Origin of the sequence: Streptomyces roseochromogenus subsp. oscitans DS 12.976, from assembly GCF_000497445.1 — a bacterium.
In the GTDB taxonomy this organism is placed as follows: Bacteria; Actinomycetota; Actinomycetes; order Streptomycetales; family Streptomycetaceae; genus Streptomyces; species Streptomyces oscitans.
Genome location: NZ_CM002285.1, coordinates 2,060,060 through 2,086,501 on the forward strand (window position 1 = coordinate 2,060,060; position 26,442 = coordinate 2,086,501).

General features: G+C 72.2%; 21 protein-coding genes and 2 pseudogenes. 11 read left to right on the plus strand and 12 right to left on the minus strand.

The window, feature by feature from the left end; all coding sequences use genetic code 11:
* Window positions 1-1,107 (plus strand): FAD-dependent oxidoreductase (locus M878_RS58920; protein ID WP_023545885.1); only part of this gene is annotated, 1,107 nt, incomplete at its 5' end.
* A gap of 137 nt (window positions 1,108-1,244) precedes the next feature.
* Window positions 1,245-2,495: a M14 family zinc carboxypeptidase gene (locus M878_RS58925; protein ID WP_023545886.1), complete on the plus strand. Its 1,251-nt coding sequence runs from the start codon at window positions 1,245-1,247 to the stop codon at window positions 2,493-2,495.
* A 111-nt stretch (window positions 2,496-2,606) separates the two neighbouring features.
* Here M878_RS58925 and M878_RS58930 read toward each other — a convergent pair whose 3' ends face one another.
* Both M878_RS58930 and M878_RS58935 read right to left on the minus strand, forming a co-directional pair.
* The gene (locus M878_RS58930; RefSeq protein ID WP_023545887.1) at window positions 2,607-3,035 is read right to left on the minus strand and encodes a subtilase-type protease inhibitor; all 429 of its coding nucleotides are present in this window, start codon (window positions 3,033-3,035) and stop codon (window positions 2,607-2,609) included.
* A gap of 107 nt (window positions 3,036-3,142) precedes the next feature.
* Entirely contained in the window at window positions 3,143-3,694 is a 552-nt protein-coding gene (locus tag M878_RS58935; protein ID WP_023545888.1) for an FHA domain-containing protein, read from the minus strand.
* Between the two features lie 190 nt (window positions 3,695-3,884).
* Here M878_RS58935 and treZ point away from each other — a divergent pair, with 190 nt between their 5' ends.
* A complete protein-coding gene (treZ, locus tag M878_RS58940) occupies window positions 3,885-5,630 on the plus strand; it encodes a malto-oligosyltrehalose trehalohydrolase (RefSeq protein WP_031224583.1) in 1,746 nt (581 codons plus the stop codon).
* 420 nt (window positions 5,631-6,050) lie between these two features.
* Here treZ and M878_RS58945 read toward each other — a convergent pair whose 3' ends face one another.
* The 4 genes from M878_RS58945 to M878_RS58960 form a co-directional block, all read right to left on the minus strand.
* The gene (locus M878_RS58945; protein WP_023545890.1) at window positions 6,051-6,989 is read right to left on the minus strand and encodes a phosphotransferase family protein; all 939 of its coding nucleotides are present in this window, start codon (window positions 6,987-6,989) and stop codon (window positions 6,051-6,053) included.
* A gap of 101 nt (window positions 6,990-7,090) precedes the next feature.
* Window positions 7,091-8,218, minus strand: a complete 1,128-nt coding sequence (locus M878_RS58950) for an aminopeptidase P family protein (protein ID WP_023545891.1) — start codon at window positions 8,216-8,218, stop codon at window positions 7,091-7,093.
* 279 nt (window positions 8,219-8,497) lie between these two features.
* Complete coding sequence (locus M878_RS58955; protein WP_023545892.1) at window positions 8,498-9,073, minus strand: PDZ domain-containing protein; 576 nt, start codon at window positions 9,071-9,073, stop codon at window positions 8,498-8,500.
* 249 nt (window positions 9,074-9,322) lie between these two features.
* Window positions 9,323-10,198 carry a LysR family transcriptional regulator gene (locus tag M878_RS58960; protein WP_023545893.1) on the minus strand — a complete coding sequence of 292 codons (876 nt, stop codon included), beginning with the start codon at window positions 10,196-10,198 and terminating at the stop codon, window positions 9,323-9,325.
* A gap of 93 nt (window positions 10,199-10,291) precedes the next feature.
* On the opposite strand from M878_RS58960, the gene M878_RS58965 reads away from it, so the two are divergent.
* Window positions 10,292-11,014 (plus strand): CTP synthase C-terminal region-related (seleno)protein, encoded by a 723-nt coding sequence (locus tag M878_RS58965; RefSeq protein ID WP_023545894.1) that lies wholly within the window; start codon window positions 10,292-10,294, stop codon window positions 11,012-11,014.
* Window positions 11,015-11,127: 113 nt separating this feature from the next.
* On the opposite strand, the gene phsA is transcribed toward M878_RS58965, so the two are convergent.
* Window positions 11,128-13,017 carry an O-aminophenol oxidase PhsA gene (gene phsA, locus M878_RS58970; RefSeq protein ID WP_023545895.1) on the minus strand — a complete coding sequence of 630 codons (1,890 nt, stop codon included), beginning with the start codon at window positions 13,015-13,017 and terminating at the stop codon, window positions 11,128-11,130.
* Between the two features lie 114 nt (window positions 13,018-13,131).
* Window positions 13,132-15,294, minus strand: coding sequence for a germacradienol/geosmin synthase Cyc2 (cyc2, locus tag M878_RS58975; protein WP_023545896.1), 2,163 nt, complete (start codon window positions 15,292-15,294; stop codon window positions 13,132-13,134).
* A gap of 164 nt (window positions 15,295-15,458) precedes the next feature.
* Here cyc2 and M878_RS47430 point away from each other — a divergent pair.
* Both M878_RS47430 and M878_RS58980 read left to right on the plus strand, forming a co-directional pair.
* Window positions 15,459-16,226: pseudogene (locus M878_RS47430) on the plus strand (alpha/beta fold hydrolase); the annotation flags it as partial.
* Window positions 16,227-16,408: 182 nt separating this feature from the next.
* Window positions 16,409-17,671: a cytochrome P450 gene (locus tag M878_RS58980; RefSeq protein ID WP_031224585.1), complete on the plus strand. Its 1,263-nt coding sequence runs from the start codon at window positions 16,409-16,411 to the stop codon at window positions 17,669-17,671.
* On the opposite strand, the pseudogene M878_RS58985 reads toward M878_RS58980, so the two are convergent.
* Window positions 17,664-18,682 (minus strand): annotated as a pseudogene (locus M878_RS58985) (damage-control phosphatase ARMT1 family protein). The gene M878_RS58980 and the pseudogene M878_RS58985 sit on opposite strands and share 8 nt — an antisense overlap.
* A 22-nt stretch (window positions 18,683-18,704) precedes the next feature.
* Window positions 18,705-19,352 (minus strand): ScbR family autoregulator-binding transcription factor, encoded by a 648-nt coding sequence (locus M878_RS58990; protein ID WP_023545901.1) that lies wholly within the window; start codon window positions 19,350-19,352, stop codon window positions 18,705-18,707.
* Between the two features lie 496 nt (window positions 19,353-19,848).
* Here M878_RS58990 and M878_RS58995 point away from each other — a divergent pair, with 496 nt between their 5' ends.
* Window positions 19,849-20,619: a lytic polysaccharide monooxygenase gene (locus M878_RS58995; protein WP_023545902.1), complete on the plus strand. Its 771-nt coding sequence runs from the start codon at window positions 19,849-19,851 to the stop codon at window positions 20,617-20,619.
* A gap of 18 nt (window positions 20,620-20,637) precedes the next feature.
* Here the strand turns inward: M878_RS58995 and M878_RS59000 are convergent, their stop codons facing one another.
* Window positions 20,638-21,291: a hypothetical protein gene (locus M878_RS59000; RefSeq protein WP_023545903.1), complete on the minus strand. Its 654-nt coding sequence runs from the start codon at window positions 21,289-21,291 to the stop codon at window positions 20,638-20,640.
* 675 nt (window positions 21,292-21,966) lie between these two features.
* On the opposite strand from M878_RS59000, the gene M878_RS59005 reads away from it, so the two are divergent.
* From M878_RS59005 to M878_RS59015, 4 genes are all read left to right on the plus strand, one after another.
* Complete coding sequence (locus tag M878_RS59005) at window positions 21,967-22,710, plus strand: DUF6230 family protein (RefSeq protein ID WP_023545904.1); 744 nt, start codon at window positions 21,967-21,969, stop codon at window positions 22,708-22,710.
* Window positions 22,711-22,721: 11 nt separating this feature from the next.
* Complete coding sequence (locus M878_RS47440; protein ID WP_245238381.1) at window positions 22,722-23,219, plus strand: DUF6114 domain-containing protein; 498 nt, start codon at window positions 22,722-22,724, stop codon at window positions 23,217-23,219.
* Between the two features lie 71 nt (window positions 23,220-23,290).
* The gene (locus M878_RS59010; RefSeq protein ID WP_023545906.1) at window positions 23,291-23,746 is read left to right on the plus strand and encodes a tellurite resistance TerB family protein; all 456 of its coding nucleotides are present in this window, start codon (window positions 23,291-23,293) and stop codon (window positions 23,744-23,746) included.
* 28 nt (window positions 23,747-23,774) lie between these two features.
* The gene (locus M878_RS59015) at window positions 23,775-24,794 is read left to right on the plus strand and encodes an Lrp/AsnC family transcriptional regulator (protein WP_023545907.1); all 1,020 of its coding nucleotides are present in this window, start codon (window positions 23,775-23,777) and stop codon (window positions 24,792-24,794) included.
* Between the two features lie 184 nt (window positions 24,795-24,978).
* Here M878_RS59015 and M878_RS59020 read toward each other — a convergent pair whose 3' ends face one another.
* A complete protein-coding gene (locus M878_RS59020) occupies window positions 24,979-26,373 on the minus strand; it encodes an MFS transporter (RefSeq protein ID WP_023545908.1) in 1,395 nt (464 codons plus the stop codon).
* Between the last annotated feature and the right edge of the window lie 69 nt (window positions 26,374-26,442).

Here is a 26,442-nt window from a genome sequence, read left to right on the forward strand (position 1 = left end):
AGCCCCGGCGCGCAGACCGACATCACGCCCGGCGCGCGGACCGAACCCGCGCCCGGCGTGCAGCTCGAATCCGCGCCCGGCGTGTACGACTTCACCGTGCGCTGTGGGATCGTCCTCGCGACCGGCTCGCACCCGCGCACGCTCCCGGGCCTCGCGCCGGACGGGCGCCGCGTGGTGACCAGTGACGACGCGCTGTTCGCGCCGGGGCTGCCGGCGTCCGTCCTGGTGCTGGGCGGGGGCGCGATCGGCGTGGAGTACGCCTCCTTCCACCGGTCCATGGGCGCGGAGGTCACCCTGGTCGAGGCCGCGGACCGGATCGTGCCGCTGGAGGACGCCGAGGTGAGCCGGCATCTGACGCGCGGTCTGAAGAAGCGCGGGATCGATGTCCAGGCGGGCGCGCGGCTACTGGACGCGGAGGTGCTGGAGAACGGCGTACGCGCGCGCCTGCGCACCGTGCGGGGCGAGACCCGCACGGTGGAGGCGGAGCGGCTGCTGGTGGCGGTCGGCAGGGCGCCGGTCACCGAGGGTCTCGGTCTTGTGGCGGCCGGTCTGACGACGGACGAGCGGGGGTTCGTCGTACCGGCCGACTGGAAGCGGCTGGAGACGGCCGTGCCGGGCATCCATGTCGTCGGCGACCTGCTGCCGCCGCCGTCACTGGGCCTGGCGCACGCCTCGTTCGCGGAGGGCCTGCTGGTCGCCGAGACGCTGGCGGGCCTGCCGTCGGCCCCGGTGGACTACGCGGCCGTGCCCCGGGTGACGTACTCCTCGCCGCAGACCGCCTCGGTGGGGCTGAGCGAGAGCGAGGCACGCGCGCGTGGGCGCGAGGTCGAGGTCAACACTATGCCGTTGACCGCCGTGGCCAAGGGGATGGTGCACGGCCAGGGCGGCATGGTGAAGGTCGTCGCGGAGGCCGGCGGCGGGCAGGTGCTCGGCGTGCACCTGGTCGGCCCGCACGTGTCCGAGATGATCGCCGAGAGCCAGCTGATCGTCGGCTGGGACGCCGAGCCCACGGACGTGGCCCGGCATGTGCACGCGCACCCCACGCTGTCGGAGGCGGTGGGTGAGGTGTTCCTGACCCTCGCGGGACGCGGCCTGCACCAGCAGTGAGCGCACGGCACGCACCGCTCGCGGCGCGCCCCCGCGCCTGTGTCCGGGCGCCCCCGGTAGCCTCCCCGCCGTATGCTTGACAGTTCACCCTTCGCGTGCGGGACTTGGAGGGCGAAGCCGGGCGGAACAAGTCGGGGGTGAGTCTTCTGCCGGAGCTGCGCTACCCCAGCGTTCCCGAACTGGTCGCCTCCGCACAGGCGTTGGCCGCTCAGGAACCCGGGCTGTGTTCGCTCAGGCAGGTGGGCGTCTCGCGCGGGGGAAGACCTCTGCACCTGCTGTCCGTGGGGCACGCCCGGCGGGCGGTGCTGGTGGTGGCCGGCGCCCACGCCAACGAGCCGACCGGGGGCTCCACCCTGCGGGTGCTGGCCGAACGCGTACTGGCCGAGCGGGAGTTGCGGATGGACACGTCCTGGCACTTCCTGCTGTGCGCCGATCCGGACGGCGCGAGCCTGCATGTGACGCCGGCGCCGCGCAGTCTGCTCGACTACCACCTCGGCTTCTACCGGCCGACGGGCGCGGAGCAGCCGGAGTGGTCGCCGTCCGTGCTGCCGCCGGACCGCCTGCCGCCCGAGACCCGGGCGCTGACCGGGCTGATCGACGAGCTGCGGCCCTACCTCCAGGTGACGTTGCACGGCACGGATCTCGGCGGCAGCTGGGTGCAGTTGACCAGGGATGTGCCGGGGCTCGCCGAGCCGTTCGCGAAGTCCGCCGCTCAGCTGCACATCCCGGTGGAGACGGGCGCCTCGGACGCGGCCGGCTGGCCGGCCTCCGGCCCCGGGGTGCATGTCATGCCCGGCCCGGAGACGGGCGCCGCCTACCCGAGCATGCCGGACGACGCACGGCACAGTACCTGGTACCACGCGCATCGCTACGGCGGTCTGACGGCCGTGGTGGAGGTGCCGATGTGGGCCAGCGACCTGGTGGACGATCCGGCGCCGCACCCGGCGCCGGCGGCGGCGATTCGGCGGCTGGCGCAGCGGCTGCTGCGGGACGCGCTGGAGGTGGAGGGGGTGCTCACCGACGCGCTGCCCCGCCTCGACGGCGTGGACGGTCCGCTGCTGCGGGCGGCGCGCTGGGCGCTGGAACTGATCCCGGGCCTGGCTGAGGACTGGACCCACACCGCGCCCGCGGGTACGACGATGGCGTACGTCGGAAGTGTGGACGCCTTCGGGCGGCGGCTGCCGTTGCGGGCGGCGGCGATGCTTCTGCGGGTGCTGCGGGAGACGGACGACCGGGCGGCGCCGCGCCTGGAGCGGCTCGTCGCCACCTGGTGCGACGCCTTCGCGGCGCGGTTCCGGGCCCGCTGGGTGCCGTTGGAGCACCAGGTGGAGCACCAGTCCCGCACGGTGCTGGTGGCGGCGCAGCAGGCCCGGGAGCGGATGGCCTGAAGCCTCCGCGCCGACCCTGCCGCGCCGCCCGCGTCGCATCACCCGTGCCGCGCCGCCCGCGTCACATCGTGCGTACCGCGCCGCCCGTGCCACTCCGCCCGGCGGCCGGAATCAGTGTTCCGTGGCGAACACCGCTCCCGTCTGTGCCTCCATCGTGCACTTGTTGGAGTAGGTCTTCTGGTAGTCGATCGGCTGGCCGTTCCACTGCCCGTGCGCGTGGACGGTGACGGGGGCGTAGATCATCTGGCAGAAGACCTCCTTCTTCTGCGGGATGCGCGCGATGTCGCCGTTCGCGGCCGCGAGTTCGCCGCAGGCCTCGGCCGCGCGCGCGTATCCCAGGGGCACCGGGTCGCACAGCAGCAGCGTGCCGTGCCTGTCACCGGACTGGGCGGTCTCACCGCGGACGACGGTGAGGTAGAGCCAGTTGTCGGAGAGGGGGAAGCTCGTGCGCGGTGCCGCCTGGGCCGGGGCCGCGGCGAAGAGGCCGGCACAGGCCAGCAGGGCACCGGCGGCCGTGGTCACTCGGGTGAGGTACGTCATGACCGAAGCATCGGCACAGAGGACCGCGTTCCACAGCCCGGATCACCCGATCGGGAGGCACGCGCGCGTAGGGGAGCGCCCGTTCGAAGGGGACCGGCCGGCGCCCCTCAGTTCACGGCGAGCCGGAACGCCGTCCGGCCGAAGGCTACCTGGTCGCCCTCGCGGACGACGACCGAGCCGATCACGCGGCGGCCGTTGACCGTGGTGCCGTTGGTGGAGCCGAGGTCCCGCAGGACCCATATGCCGCCCTGGTGGCTCAGTTCGGCGTGCACACGGGAGACGGTCTCGTGGTTCAGGCGCAGCCCGTTGGCCGGGTCGCGGCCGATGCGCAGCGGGTGGGTGCGCGCGGGGTTCGGCAGCAGCAGCTTGGGCAACCGCTCGGCCTGCCAGGCCCGGCGCAGTCGTACGGTGAACCCGGAGACGGCCTCGACGGTGCCGAGGACCGCACGGGAGAAACGGTTCTCGCGGGGCAGGTCGGCCACGAGGGCAGCCAGTTCGTCGCTGCGGCGGGCGGCCAGCGCCAGCTCCATGCGGCGCACGAACGTGTCGTGCGAGAGCCGGCCCATGGCGACGCCGTCCCGCAGCACCTGCAGCGCCTTGTCACGCTCCGCGTCGGACAGCCGCGCGGGGTACGTGGAGAACTCGAAAGACGACGTCACGCTGGTGATTGTCGGTCAGTGAACCCCGGGTGTCCAGAAAACCGGGAATCGGCGCCGAACCGCGCATACGCCCACGACACCACCGGGAAAGGGCATATTCGAAGGCGGAATGATCGTCCCGGCGGGCACGATGGGGACGCGGGACATCACGGTGAGCAGACGATCCATCACAGGCGAAGGGGAACCGTCCGTGCAGTTCGAGGTGTGGGCACCGCAGGCAGACCGAGTGACGCTCCATTGCGAGGGCGCCACGCGCGCGTTGGCGCGTGATCCCGCGCGCGCCGGCTGGTGGACGGGGGAGGCGGAGGCCGAGGACGGAACCCGGTACGGGTTCGCGCTGGACGACGGCCCGGTGCTGCCCGACCCGCGCTCGCGCCGCCAGCCGGACGGCCCGGACGGGCTGAGCGCGGTCGTGGACCACGGGCGCCACGCGTGGCGTACGCGATGGACGGGGCGGGGGCTGCCGGGTGCCGTGCTGTACGAGCTGCACGTGGGCACGTACACCCCCGAGGGCACCCTGGACGCGGCGGCCTCCCGGCTGGAGCACCTGGTGGAACTGGGCATCACGCACGTGGAGTTGATGCCGCTGTGTCCGTTCCCGGGGCGGCGCGGGTGGGGCTACGAGGGAGTGTCGCCGTGGGCGGTGCACGAGCCGTACGGCGGCCCGGAGGCGCTGAAACGCTTCGTCGACCAGGCGCACGAACTCGGTCTCGGCGTCGTTCTGGACGTCGTGCACAACCACTTGGGCCCGTCCGGCAACCATCTGCCGGCCTTCGGGCCGTACTTCACCGAGACGCACCACACGCCGTGGGGTACGGCGGTGAACCTGGACGCGCCCGGCTCGGACGAGGTGCGCGCCTACTTCCTCGGCAGCGCGCTGGCATGGCTGCGGGACTACCGGATCGACGGGCTGCGGCTGGACGCGGTGCACGCGCTGTACGACACGCGCGCGTGCCACTTCCTGGAGGAGCTGTCGGCGGCCGTGGACGGCCTCGCCGGGGAGCTGGGCCGGCCGCTGTTCCTCATCGCCGAGTCGGACCTGAACGACCCGCGGATCATCACCCCGCGCGCGGAGCACGGCCTCGGGCTGCACGCGCAGTGGAACGACGACTTCCACCACGCCCTGCACACCGCGCTGACCGGCGAGTCGCAGGGCTACTACGCAGACTTCGCCGAGGCTCCCTTCGCCGCCCTCGCCAAGGCGCTGACCGGCGGCTACTTCCACGACGGCACCTACTCCAGCTTCCGGGGCCGGCACCACGGCCGGCCGCTGGACCGGACGCGGGTGGCCGGGCACCGGCTGCTCGGCTACAGCCAGACCCATGACCAGGTCGGCAACCGCGCCCAGGGCGACCGGCTCTCCGCCCGGCTCTCCCCGGGGCTGCTGGCCTGCGCGGCGACGCTCACGCTGACCTCGCCGTTCACGCCGATGCTGTTCATGGGCGAGGAGTGGGCGGCCGGCACGCCCTGGCAGTTCTTCACCGACCACACCGATCCGGAGCTGGCCGAGGCGGTACGGCGGGGTCGGCGGCGGGAGTTCGCGGCGCACGGCTGGGCCGAGGAGGACGTACCGGACCCGCAGGACCCGGCGACGCGGGACCGCTCCGTCCTGGACTGGTCGGAACCGGAACGCGAGCACCACGCGCGCGTGCTCGCCTGGTACCGGCGGCTGATCGCGCTCCGGCACGAGCAGCCCGACCTCACCGACCCCGACCTGGCCGACACGAGGGTGGCGTACGACGAGGAGTCCCGCTGGCTCGCCTTCCGGCGCGGTGACGTACGCGTGGCGGTGAACCTCGGCAAGGAACCGGCGGCGATCCCCCTGGGCACCCGCCCCGCGCTGGTCCTCGCGGCCTGGGACCCGGTCGACCCCCCGGGCCCCGACGGCCTCCTCCACGTCCCCGGGGAGTCCTGCGTGATCCTGAGCCAGCCCTGAGCGGAGGCGAAGAAAGGCCCCACAGGCTCCTGACTTCCGGGGCGGCACGGCAGCCCCCTGTCCCCCCGGGGGGCCGATGCGCTGTGGGTGGGCGGCATCCCGATGTCCACGACGGCCACGTTCGGCCGGTGCTCGTCCACTGCGGCGAGCAGCTCGGGTGCCGTCCCGGAGGTGGCCACCACCTCGCATCCGCGGGCCCCGGGCAGTTCGACCATGCCGTCACGGAGAACGACGGAGTCCTCGGCCAGTACCACACGCGGCTGCCTGTCGGTCACGGCGCCATGATCGGGCACGCCGACGCGGCCCAGGGCCTGTCCGGCGGATCAGGTCGCAGGACATCGACGGCGCGCCTCATCAGAGCAGGTGAGTGGGGGCGAAGGGGGTGCCCTCGCGTCTGCGACAGGATCCGCCGCACCGGCCCTACGGCTCCTGCTCGTCCTCCTTGAAGTCCGTCAGGCGCTCCAGCAGGATCGGCTCCCAGGCGCGCTCCAGCTGGGTGCGCAGGAGGGGCAGGGGGCTGTCGTCGCGGCCGTCCAGGCGGTCGGCGAGGCTGACGACGGTGTCACAGCGGGCCAGCCAAAGGCCGCGCAGGCAGGGGCGGGGGCCGTAGCCGGCGAGGGTGGCCGCGCGGACCGCCGCGCCGGAGCCGACCGCGAGGACGAGCCCGGCGATGTCCTCGGCGGGGTCCCCGAGGGCCGCTCCGGTCCAGTCGAGGACGCCGCGCACCCTGCCGTCGGCGCTGACCACCAGATGCTCGCCCTTGAGGTCGTGGTGGACGAGGACGGCGGTGCCGGACTGTGCGGCGAGCTGGGCCGCGCCGGGCGGGGTGAGCTGGTGCAGCCGGGCGGCGTCGAACTCGTCGGCGGTGGCGAGGCGTTCGGCCGCGTGTACGGCCATACGGCGCAGCGCCTCTAGGGAGCGCGGGGCGGTGCGTGGCACGCCGAGCGCCTCGACCTGCCGTACGGGTACCGCGCGCAGCCCGGTGAGCAGCCCGGCGAGGTCGGCCTCGCCGACGGCCGAGACGTCGTGTTCCTCGGCGCTGCCGCCGGGGATCGCCGTGTCGAGCGTGTAGCCGAGGCCGGGCGCCCATTCGCCGTGCGCCACACTGGCCGGGACGGCGACGGGGAGGTGCGGCCGTGCCAGGTCGCGCAGGCGCAGTTCGCGGCGCTGGCGCACGGTGGCCTCGCGGTCGGGGGCGAGCCGCAGCACATGGCGGGTACCGACCCACCACGTGGAGTGCTCACCGCCCTCCCTCACCGGCCGCACATCGGGTCCCGCGGTGCCGTCGCCGCCCTCCTTGAGCAGCGAACGGACCAGTCTGCGGACGGTGTCCGCGGTGGGTGTCGGTGCCTGGGTCATGGGTCACGCGTCGCCGTTCCGGGATGTCATCGATGTATGTCGACGATGTTGTCGATGTCGTCGAAGAGTCGAAGAGGTGTCTCCTGGGTCCGTCCGTGGTCTCAGTCCACTATCACCATCTCGCGCGTGGTGTTGTTGAGGCGGCGGCCGCCGTCCTCGGTCACCGTGACGATGTCCTCGATACGCACCCCGAAGCGGCCGGGCAGATAGATGCCGGGCTCGACGGAGAAGCACATACCGGGCACGAGGGGCTGTTCCTCGCCCTCGATCATGTACGGCGGCTCGTGCGTGGTGACGCCGATGCCGTGCCCGGTGCGGTGGATGAAGTACGCGCCGTACCCCGCGTCGGTGATCACCGCGCGGGCGGCACGGTCGACCTCCTGGCAGGCCGCGCCGGGCCGTACGGCCTGACAGCCGGCCTCCTGGGCTTCGCGCACGATGTCGTGCACCCGGCGCTCCTCGTCGCTCGGCTCGCCCACGTGGACCGTGCGGGTGGTGTCGGAGCCGTAGCCGTCCTTCAGGCCGCCGAAGTCCAGGACGACCATGTCGCCGTGCTGGATGACGCGGTCGCCGACCTCGTGGTGCGGATTGGCGCCGTTGGGACCCGAGCCGACGATGGTGAAGTCGACCTGGGAGTGGCCGAAGCGGCGCAGCAGGTCGGCTAGGTCGCGGCCGACGTCGGACTCGCGGCGGCCGGCGAAGGGAACCTTCCGGATCTCCTCGAACGTTGCGTCGGCAGCGGCTCCGGCCGCTGCGAGGAGTTCGAGTTCCGCCGCGTCCTTGACGGCGCGCAGCATGGGGAGGGCGTCGGTGAGAGAGGCGTAGGAGGTGTCGGGCAGGGCCCGCTGGAAGCCCAGCAGGTGCATGGCCCAGGTGTTGTCGCTGATGCCGAACCGGCCGCGGCCGTCGAGGAGGGCGGCGGTGACGGTGTAGGGGTCCTTGCCGTCGGTCCAGTCGCGCAGGGTGAGCGCGGACGCGCCGGTCGCGTGCTCGGCGTCCGGGGCCTCCAGGGTCGGCACGACGAGCACGGGTTCGTGGCCGGGGGTGAGGAGCAGCACGGTGAGCCGTTCGGTGACCGCGGTGGGCGTGTAGCCGGTGAGCCAGACCATGTCCGGTCCCGGTGCCACGAGCAGCCCCGCGAGACCGGCGTCGGCCGCGGAGCGCGCGGCACGCTCCATGCGGGCCCTGTAGTCGGCGGCAGTGAAGGGCGCGGGCGTACTACCGGTCATCCGGGCCTCCAGGCGCGAGTACGGGTGCGAAAACGGGCGAGGGCGTCTCGGGCAGCATCCTGCCCGGGAGGACAGGGTGACGCGAGCCGATCGCCGGCGTTCCCCGCAGGCTGCGGTCGGCGCGGAAGGGACTCGGCATGGGGCCATCATGGCGCGCGGGGCGGATGGTGACCAACGGGTTTCCGGGAGTGACCGGCCATCGATTTTCCGGGGTCACTCACCGAGAGGGCAGGCGGTACGGGCCCGGGGTCGGCAGGTATGGGCTCTCGCCGCCCCGGCTCAGGTCACCACCCCGGGCACGACCGCCAACTGCTGGTAGCCGCCACCGCTGTGACGCACGGTGAGAAGCACCGGCTTTCCGGGCCGGGCACGGTCCACGGCTCGGGCGAGGTCGGCGGCGGATTCGACGCGGGCGGAGCCGAACTGCAGCACGTCGTCCCCGCGGACCAGACCGGCCGCATAGCCGGGTCCGGGCACATGCACGCCCACGACCAGCGCACCCACCTTGTCGGCGTCCACGGCCTCGATGCCCAGGGTCGCCCCGGGCAGGTGGGCCGGGGCGGGGCCGGGGGTGCCGGCGGGGGTGGTGGGCGTGGCCTTGGCCGGCGGCGCGGCCGACGGGGCCTGGCGTTGCAGCTCGGCGAGCCTGCTCATACCGATCACCGTGGCACCGACGGTACCGATGCCCACCCCGGACAGCACCAGCACGCCGCCGGTGAACAGGCCGAACAGCACGGTCCGCAGCCGCCGTCCGCGCCGGGGCGCGGCATGCGGGCGGTGGGCGGGGCCGGGGGTGCCGGCCTCTCGCCTGTCCTGGCCGGGCATCGGCTTGGGACGCAGGGCAGTCTGTTCCATGGTTCGCTCGCCTCCGGCTGGTGCTCTACCCGGGGCGCCGGGCTGCCACGAGACACGAAAGAGTGAGACTGGCCGGAAAGTGGCGGAGGGTAGTCATCACCCCCAGGGGCGAGCACACAGGACACGCCTCACGCTCCGGACCTCTCCGGGCCCTCTCCGGACCGCTCAGAACCACTCAGGACCGCCGCGCGGCACACGGCTCGCACGCATCGCCCCACTCACCCCGCGCCGCTCACCCCGCTCACCCACTCACCCCACTCGCCCCGCTCCCACCAGCCTCCGCACCACCCCCTCCGCCGATCCCCCGGGACGGCCGCCGTGGATGAGTTCCGTGCGGTGGACGACCCGGGGTGCGGTGAGCGGGACGGCGGCCGTGCCGGGTACGGCGGTGGCAACGCGCCGGGGCAGCAGGGTGAGGCCGTGTCCGGCGGCGGCGAGGGCGGTGAGGGTGTGCAGATCCGTGCCCTCGTAGCGCAGGGCGGAGCGGAAGGCGCCGCCGCCGGTCGCGGCGCGCAGATGGTCCAGCGGAAGCGCCGCGTCGGGCGCGTCGAGCCAGCGAGCGTCGGCGAGGTCGCCGAGGCGCAGGCCGGTCCGGGCAGCAAGGGGGTGCCCTTCGGGCAGCAGGACGCTCACGGGTTCCTCGGCGACGCCGTGCGTGGTCAGCGGCGCCACGTCGGGCAGGCGCAGCGGATCGCTCGGCGCGGCCAGCCCGTCGACGAGGCCGAGGTCGGCGGTGCCGGTGGCGACGGCGGCCGGGATCTCCTCGCGGGTGAGCACGCGCAGGGTGACTCCGGCCGGCGGGAGGGCGGCGAGGACGCCGACGCCGAGTGCGGTCGGCGTGGTGGCGAGGGTCAGGCCGTGCCGGGGTGCGGCGGTCATACGGACGACGTCGGCGCGGGCCGCGTCCAGGCGCAGCAGCAGTGGGCCCGCGTGCTCCAGCAACCGCTCGCCGGCCGCGGTGGGCACGACCGGCCGCCGGGTCAGCAGGGGCGCGCCCAGGTCCTGTTCGAGCGCGGCGATGTGCTGGGAGACGGCCGACTGGGTGTAGCCCAGCTTGCGGGCGGCCTCCGAGAAGGAGGCGAGGCGCGCCACGGTGACGAAGGTACGCAGCAGATGCGGGTCCATGTGTCCAGCATCCCAGCTCCATCAGCATCGCTTATCGAAGGTGCAGAAATCATCGTTGGACGTGAACGAGCGTCGGCCCGAAAAATGAGGTCCATGAACACCACCGCAACCCTCGCCCTCGTCGGCGACCGCTCCCCCGACGTGGTCTCGCACACGCGCGTGCCGCTCCTGCTGGAGGCTCTGGCCGAACGCGACCGGCTGGTCCTGGACGCCTACTGGATTCCCTCCGAGGAGGCGGAGGCCGAGGGCGCGGTGCGCGGGTTCGACGCTGTGTGGGTGCTGCCGGGCAGCCCCTACCGCAGTGAGGCGGGGGTCCTCGCGGCCGTGCGCACCGCGCGCGAGGAGGGCATTCCGTTCCTGGGTACGTGCGGCGGCTTCCAGCACGCGCTGCTGGAGTACGCCCGCAACGTGTGCGGTCTGACCGGTGTCGCACACGCCGAGAACGACCCGGAGGCCACGGACCCGCTCATCGAGCCGCTGGCCTGCTCGCTGGTGGGCCATGAGGCCGCGGTGACGATCGAGCCGGGCTCACTGGCGGAGTCGGTGATCGGCTCGGCACGCACGGTCGAGCGGTACTTCTGCGCCTACGGCCCCTCCCGCCACCTGGACACGCTCCGCGCCCATGGTCTGCGGTTCTCCGGGCACGACGAGGACGGTCACCCCCGGGTCGCCGAACTGCCCGGGCATCCCTTCTTCCTGGCGTCCCTGTTCCAGCCGGAGCTGGCCGGCGACGGCTCGCGCCCGCACCCGATGATCCGGGCACTGGCGCGGGCCGCGGTCGAGCACGCGTCGTCCAGGATCGCCCCGCCGGCGTGACTCCCACCGGCCCGGGGCCGACCGCCCTGCGGTCCGCCGCCCTGCAGCACCGGGCTGTCCGGGGCAGGCGTGACCGTCACCGTGCGCCGGCCGCTCGGCCCCGGGGCCGTGTCTCAGCCCATATGCCCCTCGCCATGACCGCCGTGCCCTCCGTGTCCGGCGCCGTGGTCGAACTTCATGGCCTCGGCCGGCATGACGACGAACGGCCGCATCATGCCCATGTCCTCGTGCTCCAGCAGACGGCAGTGGTACATGAACCGGCCGTACGCCCCGTCGAAGCGGCCCATGACCCGCAGCATCTGACTGCCGGGCACCCGGAAGACGTCCTTGTTGCCCCGTTCGTTGGGTGCGAGCGGGATCACCCGGTCGGCGTCGTAGCGCAGTGGCGTACGGGTGCCGCCTAGGGCCGGGTCGAAGCCCGAGACGTCGTAGGCGTCCCGGCCGAGCAGCTGGAAGTCGGCCAGGTGGATGTGCATGGGGTGGACGATGGGCGCGAGGTTGAGGAAGCTCCACTGTTCGTAGCCGCCCTCGGCGATGGTGAAGCCGAGTCCGTCGTTGAACGTCCGGGAGGTGCGCCGGTATGTCTTCGTGGTGCCGTCGAGCCCGGTGACCTGCACGATGCCGTCGGCCGGGAGCCGCAGGCCGCTCGGGTCCTCGACCTCGGTCAGCTCCCAGATCTCCGGGTGGCCGCCGGCGCCCTTGGTGGCGGGCGGGGTGAGCAGGACCATGCGGTGGCCGTGCGGCAGGTCGTGGGTGAGGCGGCGGAAGGAGCCGGAGAGGACCTCGGGCAGTTCGAAGATGTCCTCCTCGCCCGTCTCGCCGACCCGGAACTCCAGGACTGCCGGGTAGCGCACGTCACCGGCCGGGTCCGGCACGCCCGCCGGCTGGTTGGGGCCCTTGTTCACCAGCCGCAGGGTGCGGCCCGCCAGGGCACGGAAGTCGACCAGCAGGTCGAAGCGCTCGGCCGGCGCGGCGGTCAGCGTGGGCAGCTCCCCGTCGAAGCCGACCGGCACCGGGCGCGGCAGCAGCCCGCCGTCGCTGCCGATCTGGTACACGACGCCCGGCACCGGATTGCCGTCCTCGTCGATCAGCACGAGCTGGAAGATGCGTGCGTTCGAGGCGTTGAGCAGGCGGAAGCGGTACCAGGCGGCGTCCACCTCGGCGTACGGCCAGATGCGGCCGTTGACCGTGGTGTACGGGCCGGTGAAGGGAACGGAGACCGGCTTCCCGGTCTCCGGGTTGCTCTGCTGGACGATCACCGTCTTGTGCAGCAGCCGGCCGTTGAGACGGCCGTCCTCGTCGGTGTCGAGGTTGCGGTCGGCGAGCAGCAGCGGTATCTCCCGCTCCCCGGACGGCAGATGAAGGGCGTCCTCCTCGTCGTCACGCAGGAGGTAGGTGCCGTACAGGCCCGTCATCACGTTCCACCGCGTGATGTTCATGGCGTGGTCGTGATACCACCACTGCACCGCCTGGTGGTCGTTCGGATACTCCGACAGCTGGGCGTCGCCGTGGCCGACGGCGTTGTCCGCCCAGCCGTCATTGCCACCACCGGTCTGGGCGCCGTGCAGATGGGTCACCGTCCAGGCGGGCAGGGCGGCGACGTCCTTGTCCGGCTCGACGCCCTCGCGGCCCGGCTCGGTCGAGGCGGGCGGGGTGCCGGGCGCACGGGCGGGCACCTCGACGGAGGTGACCGGGTACTCGGCGTCCTTCGGTATGCGGTTGGTCCAGGCGATGCGGACGCGCTGTCCGCGCCGCACCTCGATGGTCGGGCCGGGCACCTGGCCGTCGTACCCCCACATCAGGGTCGGTGGCAGCTGCGGGTGGAGGCGCACCCAGGTCGGGCGCACGGCGATCTCGGTCTCGCGCGGGACGTCGTCCGCAGCGGGGCACAGGACGGGCGGGACGGTCAACGGCGCCATGTACGGCGCCAGTTCGTCCACCGCCTGCTCCTGCTCCCCCGTCTGCCTGGTCCCTTCGGTGAGCCTGCCGATGGTCTCGGTCAAGGTCGAACACCCCCGTGTGTTCGCGGTCTGTTGTTCCCCTTACTCCACAAGACTCCCGAGGGCTCACCGAAGTTCCCAGAATGCCCGGTTCCGTACGCGAAGATTCCGCGACTCTCAGCCGAACGACAGGGCCGGCACGGCGGGCGCGCGGTCGGGCACGAAGCCGTGCGAGCGGCGGCCGAGCCACTCGGCCTTGTAGCGGTCGACCTCACGGTGCCAGTTCAGGATTCCGGCGAGCCAGTTCTGCAGGTCGAGTACGTAGCCGTCCATGGCCGCGCGTCCCTCCTCCGACAGCCCGAAATCGTCGTACAGCACGGGAAGTTCTTGCGCGATGACGTGCTCGAACTGCTGCATCCGCTGGGTCATCAGGTCGTGTACGACGCCGAGCGCGGCGGGGTAGTCCACGCCGAAGAAGTTCTGTACGACGAGGATGGCGTTGTGGATCTCGCCCTCGTACTCGATCTCCTTCTGGTATGAGAAGACGTCGTTGATGAGGCAGGCGTAGTCGATCGCGGCGTTCTCCAGGGCCCTGACCGGGCCGCTGCGGTACACCTCCGGTGGGATCGCGGGGCCGTGGCCCATCCGGCACAGGATCAGGGTGAGGTCGGAGCCGAAGGTGGCGCGCCGCATCTCCAGGTAGTCGACCGGGTCGGGGATTCGGTTCTGCAGCTGGTTGGACAGCTCCCACACCCAGCTCTCGGTCATCACGTCCACGGCGTCCTTGAGGGTCTGCCGCTGCTCGGTGGTCATCCCGGCGGTCGTGCGCGCCCACAGATCGACCAGCCCGCGTTCCATCGCGTCGGCGGGGACGACGGACGGCTCGCCCTCGACCGGCATGCACGCCGACAGCCGGGCCGTGCTCAGCCGCGCGCCGGCCAGGTCCCGGCGGCGGCCGTAGACCAGCGGGTAGTAGTCGTCGGCGTACGTCCCCCAGGCGAGCCACTGGGCGCTGAGGTCGAGGGCCTCGGGGGTGGCGTCGGGGTCGAGTCCCGCGGAGCACAGCGCGAGGTCGTAGGCGGCGAGCTTGTCCTCGTCCCAGACGCCCTCCTCCAAGATGCCCATGCGGTGCGACCAGGCCAGGAGATTGCGCCGGGCGCCGTCCAGATGGGGGCTCAGGCCCAGTTCGTACGGCATGTGGAACTCGGGCAGGATCGAGGGGCCGACCTTCTGGTAGGGCACGTGGCCGTAGGCGCGCAGGCGTTCCCGGGCGGCGGTGGCGAGCAGCGCGGCGACGTCGGCGGCCGAGGTGCCGGGGCCGGTCAGGAGCTGCCAGGGCGCGTCGGGGCGCGCGCCCTTGTTCATATAGCGGCTGGACCGCATGTGCCATTCGTGGCCGCCGGACTGCCAGTCCTGCAGCCCCTTGGTGTAGGCGGCGACCGCGGCGGTCTGCTCCGGGGTGAGACCTTTCTCCAGGGCCACGGCGGGGACTTCGGTGAGCGCGGTGTGCTCGAACTGGTGCAGGCGTGAGGTGAGGATGTCGTTGACGGTCTCGGCGGCCTCTTGGGTCGTACAGCCGAAGAACGTCTCCAGGACGAGCACGCCGTTGCTGTTCTCACCCTCGTCCTCGACCTCGCGCTGGTACGAGAACAGGTCGTTACGCAGGTGGACGGCGTCGGAGAAGGTCTCCATGAGGACGCGCAGGGGCCGGGTGCCGGCGACGGCGGCGGGCACCTCGGCGGTCGCGTACTCCACGAGTCCCGACGACCAGGGGGCGCCGCCCACCTTCCGGCGCATCTCGATGTACTCGACGGGGTTGGCGATCCGCCCCTCGTTCATGTTCGACAGTTCCCACATCGACTCGTTGAGCAGATGCTCGGTGGCCACGGAGAAGCGGCGGCGCCAGTCCACGGACATCGACGGGACCGTGCGCGCCCACAGGTCCTTCAGGCCCGCCTCGACGGGGTTCTCCGGCTCGGGTACGGGGGTGGCCGGGTCGAGCGGCATGAACAGCGGCAGGCGGTCCAGGTGGGCCTTTCCGGCGGCGCGGTCCTGGGTGCGCTTGAACATGTCGAGGAAGTGGTCGTCGAAGAAGAACACCCACACGTACCAGTCGGTGATCAGCGAGAGAGCGGTTCCGTCGCAGTCGGGGTGGGTGTAGGAGCACAGGAGCCCGTAGTCGTGCGCCTCCAGGTCGGCCTGCTCCCAGATCCCGGAGCCTTCGAGCATGCCCATCTCGCGCGCCCACTCGGTGGAGTGGGCACGGGCCTCGTCGAGGTGCGGGTTGAGCCGCGCGGGATACGGCATGTAGAAGTGCGGGAGTTCGAACGGCTGCGTCATGGCCGGGCCCTACCCGCGCCCCCAGACGGCCATCCGCCACGCGGCACATGATCACACCATCGCGTGAACCGCCCCCGAAGCAGGGAACTTCCGCGTCGTTCACGGGCGTTCAGGGCCCCGCGCGCGCTCTTGCCGTGTCCTCGCGCGCGGGCCACGGTAGGCGCATGACCTCCTTTGTGCTGCCCCATGAGGTGCACGGCGACGGCGCCCACAAGGTGTTCGCCGTGCACGGCTGGTTCGCCGACCGGTCCGCCTACGCCGCCGTCCTGCCGGACCTCGACCGCACCGCCTTCACCTACGCCCTGGTCGACCTTCGCGGCTACGGCGAGGCCCAGGACGCGGTGGGCGCGTACACGACGGCCGAGGCGGCCGCGGACCTGGTGGAGCTGGCCGACCGGCTGGGCTGGCAGCGGTTCTCGGTGCTCGGGCACTCCATGGGCGGCGCGGTGGCACAGCGGCTGGCGGCCGTCGTCCCGCACCGGTTGCGCCGGATCGTCGGCGTCTCCCCGGTGCCCGCCTCGGGCGTCCCGCTGGCCGGCGAGCAGGCCGCGCTGTTCTCCGACGCCGCGCACAAGCCGGAGAACCGGCGCGCGATCCTCGACCTCACCACCGGCGGCCGGCGTCCCGCGGCCTGGCTGGACCGGATGGTCGCCCGCTCGCTGGAGCGCAGCGACGCGAAGGCGTGCCGCGCCTGGCTGGACTCATGGGCGGGCGACGACTTCCACGCCGACGTCGAGGGCAGCGAGGTGCCTGCCCTGGCCGTGGCCGGCGGACTCGACCCGGCGCTCTCGCCGGAAGTCATGCGGCAGACCTGGCTGTCCTGGTATCCGCGGGCGGAACTCGTGACACTGCCGTTCGCCGGACACTACGCCATGGACGAGTGCCCGCTGGAACTGATCCGCGTGGTCGAGGACTTCCTGCGAGCCGACGCCGACTCCGGCGCCCACACCGGGCGTACGACGGACACCGGGACCGACACAGGCATCACGGCCGACACGGGCACCACGGCCGACACGGGCACCACGGCCGACACGGGCACCACGGCCGATTCGGGCACCGCGGCCGCGACAGACGCCGCGAGCCCCTTGGCCGCGGCCGGCGAGAGCGAGCCGGTGTGAGGGTGCGTGAGGCCCCGCCCGTGCCCGACGTGTTCGACCCGCGCCGGTACGCCGCCGGTGTGCCCCACGACGACTACCGCGTGCTGCGCGACCACCATCCCGTCGCCTGGCAGGAGGAGCCGGAGGTGCTGGGCTGGCCGGCCGGGCCGGGGTTCTGGGCGGTGACCCGGCACGCGGACGTCGTACGGGTGCTGAAGGACGCGACGACGTACTCCTCCCACCTCGGCGCGACCCAGATCCGCGACCCGGACCCGGCGGATCTGCCGTTCATCCGGAGCATGATGCTCAATCAGGATCCGCCGCAGCATGGGTGGTTGCGGCGGTTGGTGAGCCGGGCGTTCACCCCCGGCCGGGTCGACCGGTTCGCGGCGTTCGCCCGGGAGCGGGCGCGCACCCTGCTCGCCGGGGCGCTGCAGCGGGCGCGGGAAGGGGACGGCACGGTCGACCTGGTGGACTGCGTCACCGACGAGTACGCGCTGCTCAATCTGGCGGACCTGCTGGGCGTCCCGGAGAGCGACCGGCGGCGGCTGCTGCACTGGACGCGGCGGGTCATCGGCTACCAGGACCCGGACGAGGCCGGCCCCCCGGTGCTGGACGGCACGGGCAAGCCGGTCGATCCGCGCTCCCCGGCGATGCTGGAGGACATGTTCGACTACGCGCGCCGGCTGGCCGCGTACAAACGGCGTCACCCGGCCGACGACGTCATGACCACCCTCGCCGGCGACGCCGAACTCACCGGCGCCGAGCTGGAGATGTTCTTCTTCCTGCTCACGGTCGCGGGCAACGACACCGTACGCAGCGCGGCCCCCGGCGGACTACTGGCGCTGACGGAACACCCGGAGTCGTACGCGTCGTTGCGCGCCGGAAAGATCGAAATGCCCTCAGCCATAGAGGAGTTGCTGCGCTGGCATCCACCCGTGCTGACCTTCCGCAGGACTGCCGCGCGGGACACCGAGCTGGCGGGGCAGCGGATCCGGGCCGGTGACAAGGTCGTGGTCTTCCACGCCTCGGCCAACCGGGACGAGCGGGCCTTCGCCGATCCCGCCCGGCTCGACCTCACCCGTTCCCCCAACCCGCATGTGTCCTTCGGCGACGGCCCGCATGTATGCCTGGGCGCCCACTTCGCACGGCTGCAACTACGGCTGCTCTACGAGGAGGTGTTGCGCGTGCTCCCGGAGCCGCGGCTCGCCGCACCGCCGGAGCGGCTGGTGTCGAACTTCATCAACGGCATCAAGACACTGTCTTTCGACATCACTTGAGGTCGACCTGGATCAGCGCGTGCGTGCCGCTGGTGCGCCAGCGCTGCTCCTCGACCGCCACCGGAGCGGCCTCGGTCGGCGACCACAGCCGGTCGCCCACCAGACGCCGGTAGTTGAGGTCACCCTTGGGGACGGTCAGCGTGGCCGCGGCGAACTCGGCGCACAGGTCGTCCGGCATCCGTTCGTACGGCAGCGGGGCGCAGGAGAAGGGGTGAGCGCGCACGGCGAGGCGGCCGTCCGCCATGGCCGGCCAGAGCACGCGCGCGTGGTCACCGGCAGTGCCCGGCCGCCGTCCGGAGCCGGTGCGGCGCGTCGACGAGGTCAGCGGACGTGGCATCGGAGACGTAGTACGGGTGCGGCTTGACGTGCAGCACCGCACGCGCGCCCCCCGGCGAGGAGGTGGGCGATCAGCGGCAGATCCGGGACGAGTGCGCGGCCCGCGTTGTCCGCGACCAGGACGAGCGTGGCCGAGCCATCGGGCGGCAGCAGCGACCACAGGGCCTCGCTGTCGTCGGCGACCAGTGAGGGGGCCGCTTCCCGGGCCTCGGCGCCCTCGGCGGAGAGCCGGAAGCCGAGGTCGGCGCGGTTACCCCACAGCGAGCCGTGCAGCAGGGCACACGCCTGCCCCTCCTCCGGCAGGGCAGGGCGTCCAGCGCGGCCAGTTCCGCGTCGGTCTCCGGTGCGTGGAGCTCGGCGCGCTTGAACGGGCGGAAGGGGTCGATACCCCGCAGGGCGCCGGGGTCGAACCAGCCGACCCCGTCGAGCAGCCAGCGGTAGAAGTAGCTCTCGGACCACAGCCGGCGGTCGGACCACAGCCGGCGGCACGTCGCACCACGAGCGTCCAATGCTTCCCTGGGCCGTACGGGAAGGCGACCCGCACCTGCCGGATGATCGCGGGGTGCCTCCCCTACTCCTAAAGGGCGCGGGAGGTACCCCCACGGCCGGCACGCTGTGCGGGAACGAGCCGGGTTCGTTGCCCAAAATCACGGATGCGAACGGGGCGTGGGGCATGCTCGTCACCGTATCGCGCGCCTCAGGCGGTTCTGATCTCCCGCTCCAGCTGCGTGGCGAGCGTGACGTAGCGGGGGCGGCGGTGCACCGGGACCAGGCCCCGGATCAGCAGGTGCCACATCTCGGCGATCCGGCGCGGAAGCCGCCCGACCGGTTCGAGCGAACGGCCGGCGACCCGGGTGCCGACGAAGAAGGAGACGAGGGAGTGCGCGACGACGCCGACATCGAGATCGCTGTGCACATCGGACTCCCTGACGGCCGCGGTGAACTTGCGGGTCGCGAACTCCAGCCATTCCGTGAACGGGTGCCTGAGCGGCGGCCGTACGGCGATGTCGGCGGTGGCGAGACGGAGCGCGGCGCGGGGCACCGGGTCCTCCACGGCGAGCCGGGCGACCCCGAACGTGGTGCGCATCAGGGCCTCCAGCGAGGAGTAGCCGCGGCTCTCGACCTCGGCGACGAGCTGTTTCCCCGCCCTGGCGTTGAGTTCGAGGATGGCCTGGGCGAGATCCTCCTTGGCGGCGAAGTGGAAATACAGCGCGCCCTTGGTGACCTTCGCGTGTGCGACGATGTCGCTCAGGCTGGTGGATTCGTAGCCGTGCCGGTCGAACAGATCGGCGGCGGCCGTGATGATCGTTGCCCGGGTCTGCTCGGCGCGTAACTGCCTCGCCATCCTTGGGACCCCTCCTCGCAGCTGAAACGAACGGGACATGCGGTTTGTTTTAACCCCTTGCACACGATAACTCACCGAGCGGCAGCGGGAGTCCGGAGTGCGGGCCGGTGATACGGCACGTGCCACCTGCGGATCCGACGGCGAACGGCCCCTCGGCGGTCCGTGAACGGACGAGACAAGAACGGTTCCCCCCTTGTTGCACGACTGTTGCCCGGCTGTTCTCGGCAGTCGCGGGGCGACGGGCGCCGGATCCATGATCGCCACCCTATGAGGCCGAACGCCGGCTCCTCAACGGGGCCTCGAAGCAGGCGTGAAACATCCCAACCGGTCGGTGCTTTCGCGCCCCTGGATCCGCAATGCGCCGGGCCGGCTGAACGCACCGCTTGCCTGTGTCGTATTGGACGCCGAAGACACCGTTCCCGCGCCCACCGCGGAGATGCCCCGATGCTTCGGACGACCCGGGCGACCCGGAACCCGGACGACCCGGATGGCTCGGATGACCCGGGCGACCGCCCGCCTGAGCGTCCCAGTGGCCGTCGCGGCGCCCCCGCTCCCGCTCCTGCCGTGGGCGGCGGGGTCCGCCCAGGCGCACGGAGCCCCCACGGCCCCGGCCAGCCGGGTCTACGCCTGCTCCCCCGAGGGCGGCGAGACCGCTCGCCCGGCGGCCTGCAGGGCAGCGGTCGCGGCGAACGGCGCCCCGTTCACGGTGTGGGACAACCTCCGCGTGGCAGGGGTGAACGGTCACGACCGGCAGGTGATTCCGGACGGCCGGCTGTGCAGCGGCGATCTGCCGGCGTACCGGGGCCTGGACCTGCGGCGGGACTGGCCGGCGACGCGGCTCACGCCTGGCAGCAGGCTGACGATGACCTACGCCTCGACGATCGCACACACGGGCACGTTCCGGCTGTATCTGACCAAGCCCGGTTACGACCCGGCGAAACCGCTCACGTGGCCCGATCTGCCGGAGCGGCCGTTCACCCAGGTCACCGATCCGCCACTGCGGAAGGGGGCATACCACATCGGCGCGCGAATGCCGACGGACCGGACGGGCCGTCAGATTCTTTACACCGTCTGGCAGAACCGCAGCACACCGGAGACCTGCTACTCGCGTTCTGATGTGGTCTTTCCGGAGAAGGGGGAGACTCCCGCCGCTGATAAGCCTGTTGCGGGCTCGGGAGTCTCCACGCACATGCCGGCGGGCGGCGCCGCCGCGGTGCTGGTGTGCACCGGGGGCGCCGCCCTCGCCGTACGACTACGACGGCGTTGAACTCGCCTAAATCAAGCCTCAGTTGACGTAGACCCGGGCGCCGCCGTCCGTCACGGGCGCGTACTTGGCGGTGAAGTAGCCGCTGGCGAAACACAGCGACGAACCGGAGGACTTGGTGAACTGCTGGCTGGTGAAGCTGATGCTGCTGTCGGTGTTGTCGGCCTTCCCGGAAAGGGACGGCGCCTGGTAGACGCAGGTGATGGTGCCCAGCAGGGTCTTCAGCTTGACCGTGGTCTGGATGGTCGAGCCGGTGGCCGGGGAGACGGTGAGGGTGCCGTCGGAGCCGACCGTCGCCGTGTAGGGCAGGTTGTCGACGGTGATGCTGCTGACGCCGGTGACACCGGGGACGTTGCTGGTGCAGGAGCTTGCGTCGAAGGTGTGCCCGGTGACGGACTCGGTGGCCGTGCCGGGGGCGGTCGGGTTCCCGGTGACCTTGGCGGTGAACTGGGAGGACGTGCAGGTGACACCGCTGGTGCCGGTCGCACTGGAGTAGAACGTCGCGGACGTGCCGGACGCCAGGGGCGCGGTGAGGGTGTCGCCGGTCGCCGCGGCGGTGCCGCCCGCGCTCCCGGTGGTGAGTACGGCGCTGCCGTCGGCGGAGGCGGGGGCGGCCAGCGCGAGGGCGAGTGCGGTGGCGGTGCCGGCGAGGGCGAGGAGGGGTCGCGTACGCATGCGGGTGCCTCTTTCCTGGGTGGGGTCCGGATGAGGTGGGGTGGGGGGTGGGGACAGGGGCTGGGGGTGGACGATGCCGTGCGGCATCACGTGGTGACGCGTGATGGCACGTGGTGATACCCGGTGGTGTGTGCGGTGCCGCCGACGCAGGGCCGTTGCGCCTTCTCCGTACGCGACGGGCCGGCGCCGGCGGCGATCCGGGCACCTGCCGAAGGCCTCGGGGGGAGGGCATTCGGCAGGCCCGGCGGGCGGTCGGGCACGGCCAGGGGGAAGGGCCGTGCGCAGCCGCGGTGGGGGGAACGCTTTCTGTGCACCGTGGTGAGCGGTCGGCGTGACAGGGCCGGGAAACGCGGCCGGTGCCGCTCGGCGGATCCGGCGCCACGGATCCGTGAAGCAGGGCAAGTTGTAGACCTGATCAACCATCAACGTCAAGGTGTAACAAGGGAGTTGGCGAGTCTCGGTCGCACCCCACGCACATCCGACACCCTTTTTTCACATCTCCCTTGACCCTCCGAAGTAACCGGCGGTAACTTCCTCGGAAGGCTACTGCCGCGTAACGAGAAAGCCCTTGCTCCGCCGGGGTGCGAGGAGGCGTACGCGACAGTCGCTGTCCGCGCCAGGACAACGTTGCCGCTGAAGCCCAACCCGCATTGATCCATGCCCATGGGAGCAGACATGGCCTCGTCCCCGGACGTCCCGTCCGCCGGCAACACCCCCGAGAACCCGGGAAACGGTTCACCGTCCGAAGCGACCGAGCCCGTCCGGGCCTCCGCGGCACCGGAGACGGACGCGGCGCCGCCGACCGCCGGGACCGCCGGCGGCGGTGAGAGGCGGGGCCGGGTCCGGGCGCGCCGGGCCGCGGTGATGGCGGTGCCCGCCACCCTCGTCGTCGCCGGACTCGCGGTCCTCACCGCGCAGGGGGCGCTGGGTGTGCAGTTCGCGATCTCCGGCATGCCGTTCACGGTCACCGCGACGGAACTGAACGGAACCGGTTTCGAGCAGTTCGGCGGCCTCGACAACATGGCGGACGGCAGCCCGAACGCCGGGGACAGCGGCGGGCAGGAGCTCGTCGTCACCTCCGCTATCAAGAACGCCACACTCACCAAGCTGTGCCAGAGCGTCGACCTCGGCGGCACGAACCTGCTGATCACCGCGGGCAGCGGTGCCGACAAGGTGACCGCGAGCGATCTGACGACCGACTCCACGCAGCTGTCCGGCGACGCGGCGTTCAACAACATCGAGATCGGCAACGACGCCAGCACGCTGACCAAGGCGGGCGTGAAGGGCCCGATCGGCGTCTTCAGCCAGCAGGCCGACACCGTGCGCATCGCCAACCTGCGGCAGACCAACTATGCGACGACGGCAGGGGTGTTCAAGCTCCCCGGTCTCAAGCTCCGCTTCAGCGGCTCGGGTTGCTGAGAGTGTCCGAGCTGTCCGACCGTCCACGTGAGGGAGCGCGGGCCGCGTTCCGTAGGTGGCGGGCCCGCCGGCCGTTCTGGGGCGGGCTGCTGCTCGCCCTGGCCGGCGGCGAGATCCTGCTGACCGAGAAGGCCTCGCTGAAGGTCGTGATGCACATCGGCATGCAGGGGCTGGCCGGGTATCTGCTGCCGTCGCTGATGGCGCTGCTGGGTCTGCTGGTCCTCTTCAACCCCGCGCAGCGGCTCTTCTACTCCATCACCGGCGTCCTGGTCTCCCTGGGCACCTGGATGACCTCCAACCTGGGCGGCTTCTTCATCGGCCTCCTGCTCGGCATCACGGGCAGCTGCCTCACCTTCGGCTGGGTCCCCGACCAGGAGCCGCGCATCAGCCGCCGCGAACGCCGCAAGCAGGCTCGGGCGACGGTGGGCGGCCACGTCGTTGGCACCCTCCCCGAGGGGGCCACGGGGAATCAGTCCGGGTCGGCGGGAACTCCTCGGGCGTCTCGTTAGTTTCTACGGTGTTGTAGAAGTTGCCGTCGGCGTGTGGGGGAAGCCGCCGGCCGTTGATATGAGGAGTGCCCGTGGCCCTGTGGGACCGCGTCAAGGAGTCGGCGTCGCAGATGCAGACCCAGTTGACGGCGAAGAAGAACGACCTGAAGAGCGGTGCGTTCCGCGACGCGAGCATGGCGATGTGCGCGCTCGTGGCCGCCGCGGACGGGACCGTCGACCCGTCGGAGCGGCAGCGGGTGGCCCAGCTCATCGCGACGAACGAGGTGCTGCAGAACTTCCCGGCGGACGACCTGCGGCGCCGCTTCGAGGAGAATCTGAACAAGCTGACGACCGACTTCGCCTTCGGCAAGGTGAGCGTGCTGCAGGAGATCGCCAAGGCGAAGAAGAAGCCGGCCGAGGCGCGGGCCGTGGTCCAGATCGGCATCGTGATCGGCGGCGCGGACGGCGACTTCGACAAGACGGAGCAGGCCGTGGTGCGCGAGGCGTGCTACACGCTGGACCTGACTCCGCACGAGTTCGACCTCTGAGCCCGCCGCACCGCGCGAGGATGGGGGCATGCTCGACGCTCTCGACCGTGCTCTCATCCACGCGCTGCACCTGGACGGCCGGGTGCCGTTCAGCAGGATCGCCGAGGTACTCGGGGTCTCGGCGCAGACCGTGGCCCGCCGGTACCGCCGACTGCGTGCGGAGGCCGGGCTGCGTGTGGTGGGCCTCGCCGACCCGGACCGGGCGGGCCGCGCACAGTGGTTGGTCCGGCTGACGGCTACGGCACGCTCGGCGCAGGACATCGCCGGGGCGCTGGTACGGCGGCCGGACACGTCCTGGGTGAAGCTGACTTCGGGAGGCACGGAGATCACGGCCGTGATCCATGCCGCGGCCGAGGACGCCTCCCCCGGCTCCCTCCTGCTGCACGACATCCCGCGCACCGGCGGCATTACCGCCGTCTCCGCGCACCTCCTCCTCCACACCTACCTGGGCGGACCCGCCAACTGGCGACGCAGCGCCCAGGCTCTCGACGAGGAGCAGCAGCGGGCGTTGGAGTACCGGGGCGACGCCGTGGCCGGGGAAGGGGATCGGGAAGCAGGTGACGGTGTACGTCAACCCGGCCCGGGGGACGGCGAGTTGTTCGCTGCGCTGGAGCGGGACGGGCGGGCCGGGCAGGGGGAGTTGGCCCGGGCTACCGGCTGGTCGCCCACGACCGTGGCCCGGAGGCTGGCCGAACTGCGCGCGGCGGGCGCGCTGTTCTTCGACGTGGAAGTGGACGCGGGGCTCTTCGGCGTCCGTGCCCGGGCTCTGCTGTGGCTGTCGGTGCGTCCGGCGGACCTGGAGCAGGTCGCGCTGGCCCTGGCGGATCATGACGAGCTGGCCTTCGTGGCCGCGACCACCGGGCGAACCAACCTGGTCGCCCAGGCCCTGTGCCGCGACCCGGCCGACCTGCACCGCTATCTCACGCGGCGGCTCGGCTCGCTGCGGGAGATCGACGCGCTGGAGACCAGCCCGGTGCTGCGTACGCTCAAGTCGGCGAGCCCCGTGCGGGTGGCCGGGCCGCGCACGCCCACCCACCGGGCCGGTTGAGACCGTACGCGGCTGCGGGCGCGTTGTGGCTGGTCGCCCCCCCGAGTTCTCGGCTTCGCCCGAACCAGGGGGACCCCCATCGCGGCGGAGCCGCACATGCAACACAGTCCCGCGCCCCCTAGGGAGCAGTCCGCCGCACCCCTTGGAGAACCGCAGGCGCCGCACGCCCAAGACACGCCGCCGCCTACCCTCCCTCCCCCGTCCCGACCCTGCCGCTCGCCACCCAGGCCACGGTCAGCAGTGCCGCCGCCACCCAGCAGGTGGCCTGGGGCGCGTGCGCACCTGAACCGGACAGGTACACGCTGCCGAGCACCGCCACCCCCAGCGTGGCCCCCAGTTGCTGTACCGCGTTGAGGAGGCCCGCCGCGGAGCCGACCTCGTGTGGGCGCAGAGGTCGCAGGGCGAGGGTGAAGAAGGCGGGAGTGAACAGGCCGGCGCCGAGGCCGATGAGGGCGAGGGCGGGCAGCAGCGCGACCGGGAAGTGGCCCGGCTCGGTCGTCGTACGGTAGGCGACCACGGCCGCCAGCAGTCCGGCCAGCAGCACCCCGAGCCCGTACGGCATTACCCGGCGCCCGTACCGCCGTACCAGCCGTGACCCCGCCCACCAGGACGCTAGGGCGAGCCCGGCGGACCACGGCAGCAAACTGAGCCCTGACGTCAACACGCCTCTTTTCGCGTCGAGTTGGAGCTGCAGGACGACCACGACGGTCAGTCCGTTGGTCACCGCGAAGAAGGCCGTGGAGGTCACGAGCGCGGCCGGGAAACCGCGATGCGTGAACAGGCTCGGCTCCAGCAGGGGGCGGGGTGTGCGGCTCTGCTGACGGGCGAAGACGGCGAGCACGAGCAGCCCGGCGGTCATCAACAGCCAGCCTTGCAGGGGGAGTTCACGGAGGTTGCCGCCGATCAGCGGGTACACCAGCAGGCCGGTGCCCAGCGCCGCCAGGATCGTGCCGGGCCAGTCGAGCGGCGGACGGTGCGGGGCGCGGTTTTCCGGCAGGTTCCGGGCGAGGGCCAGTACCACCGCGGCCACCGGCACGTTCACCAGGAACGCGGACCGCCACGACGAGCCGAACAGGTCCGCGTGGGTCAGCACACCGCCGACGACGGGTCCGCACACGGCGGCGAGGCCCATCACCGGGCCGATGCTGCCCAGCGCCTTCGCCGTCTCCTCTCCCGAGAACATCGCCTTGATCAGCCCGATGGTCTGCGGGATGATCAGCGCCGCCGCGGCGCCCTGCACCGCCCGGAACGCGATGAGCAGGCCAGGCGCCGGCGCGAGGGCGCAGGCCACCGACGCCGCCGTGAACACCGTGACGCCGAGGACGAACATCCGGCGCCGGCCGGCGATGTCCCCGAGCCGGCCGCCGGTGATCAGCAGTACGGCGAACGGCAGGGTGTAGGCGGCGCCGTACCACTGGACGTCGGAGACCGGCCCGCCCAGGTCGGCATGGACGGCCGGCGCGGCCACCTGGACGACGGTCGCGTCCAGCAGGTTCATCGCCTCGCCGAGCAGCAGGGCGGCCAGGCCTGGCCAGCGCCTGCGGTGGGCCGTGGCGGCAGGCAGGGGATGTGTGGTCATGGGCTTCCTCTCACGCTCGCTACGGAACCGGAATCGGCCCCAGGTCAGCGTGGGAGGGCGGGGGCTGCC

What these genes read in the sequence shown, in the direction of transcription:
- M878_RS59015 (WP_023545907.1), top strand. Translation starts at nt 23,775, where the DNA reads ATGCTCGACGCTCTCGACCGTGCTCTCATCCACGCGCTGCACCTGGAC.
- M878_RS58930 (WP_023545887.1), bottom strand. Translation starts at nt 3,035, where the DNA reads ATGACGTACCTCACCCGAGTGACCACGGCCGCCGGTGCCCTGCTGGCC.
- M878_RS58950 (WP_023545891.1), bottom strand. Translation starts at nt 8,218, where the DNA reads ATGACCGGTAGTACGCCCGCGCCCTTCACTGCCGCCGACTACAGGGCC.
- M878_RS58955 (WP_023545892.1), bottom strand. Translation starts at nt 9,073, where the DNA reads ATGGAACAGACTGCCCTGCGTCCCAAGCCGATGCCCGGCCAGGACAGG.
- M878_RS58995 (WP_023545902.1), top strand. Translation starts at nt 19,849, where the DNA reads ATGACCCGGGCGACCGCCCGCCTGAGCGTCCCAGTGGCCGTCGCGGCG.
- M878_RS58990 (WP_023545901.1), bottom strand. Translation starts at nt 19,352, where the DNA reads ATGGCGAGGCAGTTACGCGCCGAGCAGACCCGGGCAACGATCATCACG.
- M878_RS58960 (WP_023545893.1), bottom strand. Translation starts at nt 10,198, where the DNA reads ATGGACCCGCATCTGCTGCGTACCTTCGTCACCGTGGCGCGCCTCGCC.
- M878_RS59005 (WP_023545904.1), top strand. Translation starts at nt 21,967, where the DNA reads ATGGCCTCGTCCCCGGACGTCCCGTCCGCCGGCAACACCCCCGAGAAC.
- M878_RS59000 (WP_023545903.1), bottom strand. Translation starts at nt 21,291, where the DNA reads ATGCGTACGCGACCCCTCCTCGCCCTCGCCGGCACCGCCACCGCACTC.
- M878_RS58945 (WP_023545890.1), bottom strand. Translation starts at nt 6,989, where the DNA reads ATGACCCAGGCACCGACACCCACCGCGGACACCGTCCGCAGACTGGTC.
- M878_RS59020 (WP_023545908.1), bottom strand. Translation starts at nt 26,373, where the DNA reads ATGACCACACATCCCCTGCCTGCCGCCACGGCCCACCGCAGGCGCTGG.
- cyc2 (WP_023545896.1), bottom strand. Translation starts at nt 15,294, where the DNA reads ATGACGCAGCCGTTCGAACTCCCGCACTTCTACATGCCGTATCCCGCG.
- M878_RS58965 (WP_023545894.1), top strand. Translation starts at nt 10,292, where the DNA reads ATGAACACCACCGCAACCCTCGCCCTCGTCGGCGACCGCTCCCCCGAC.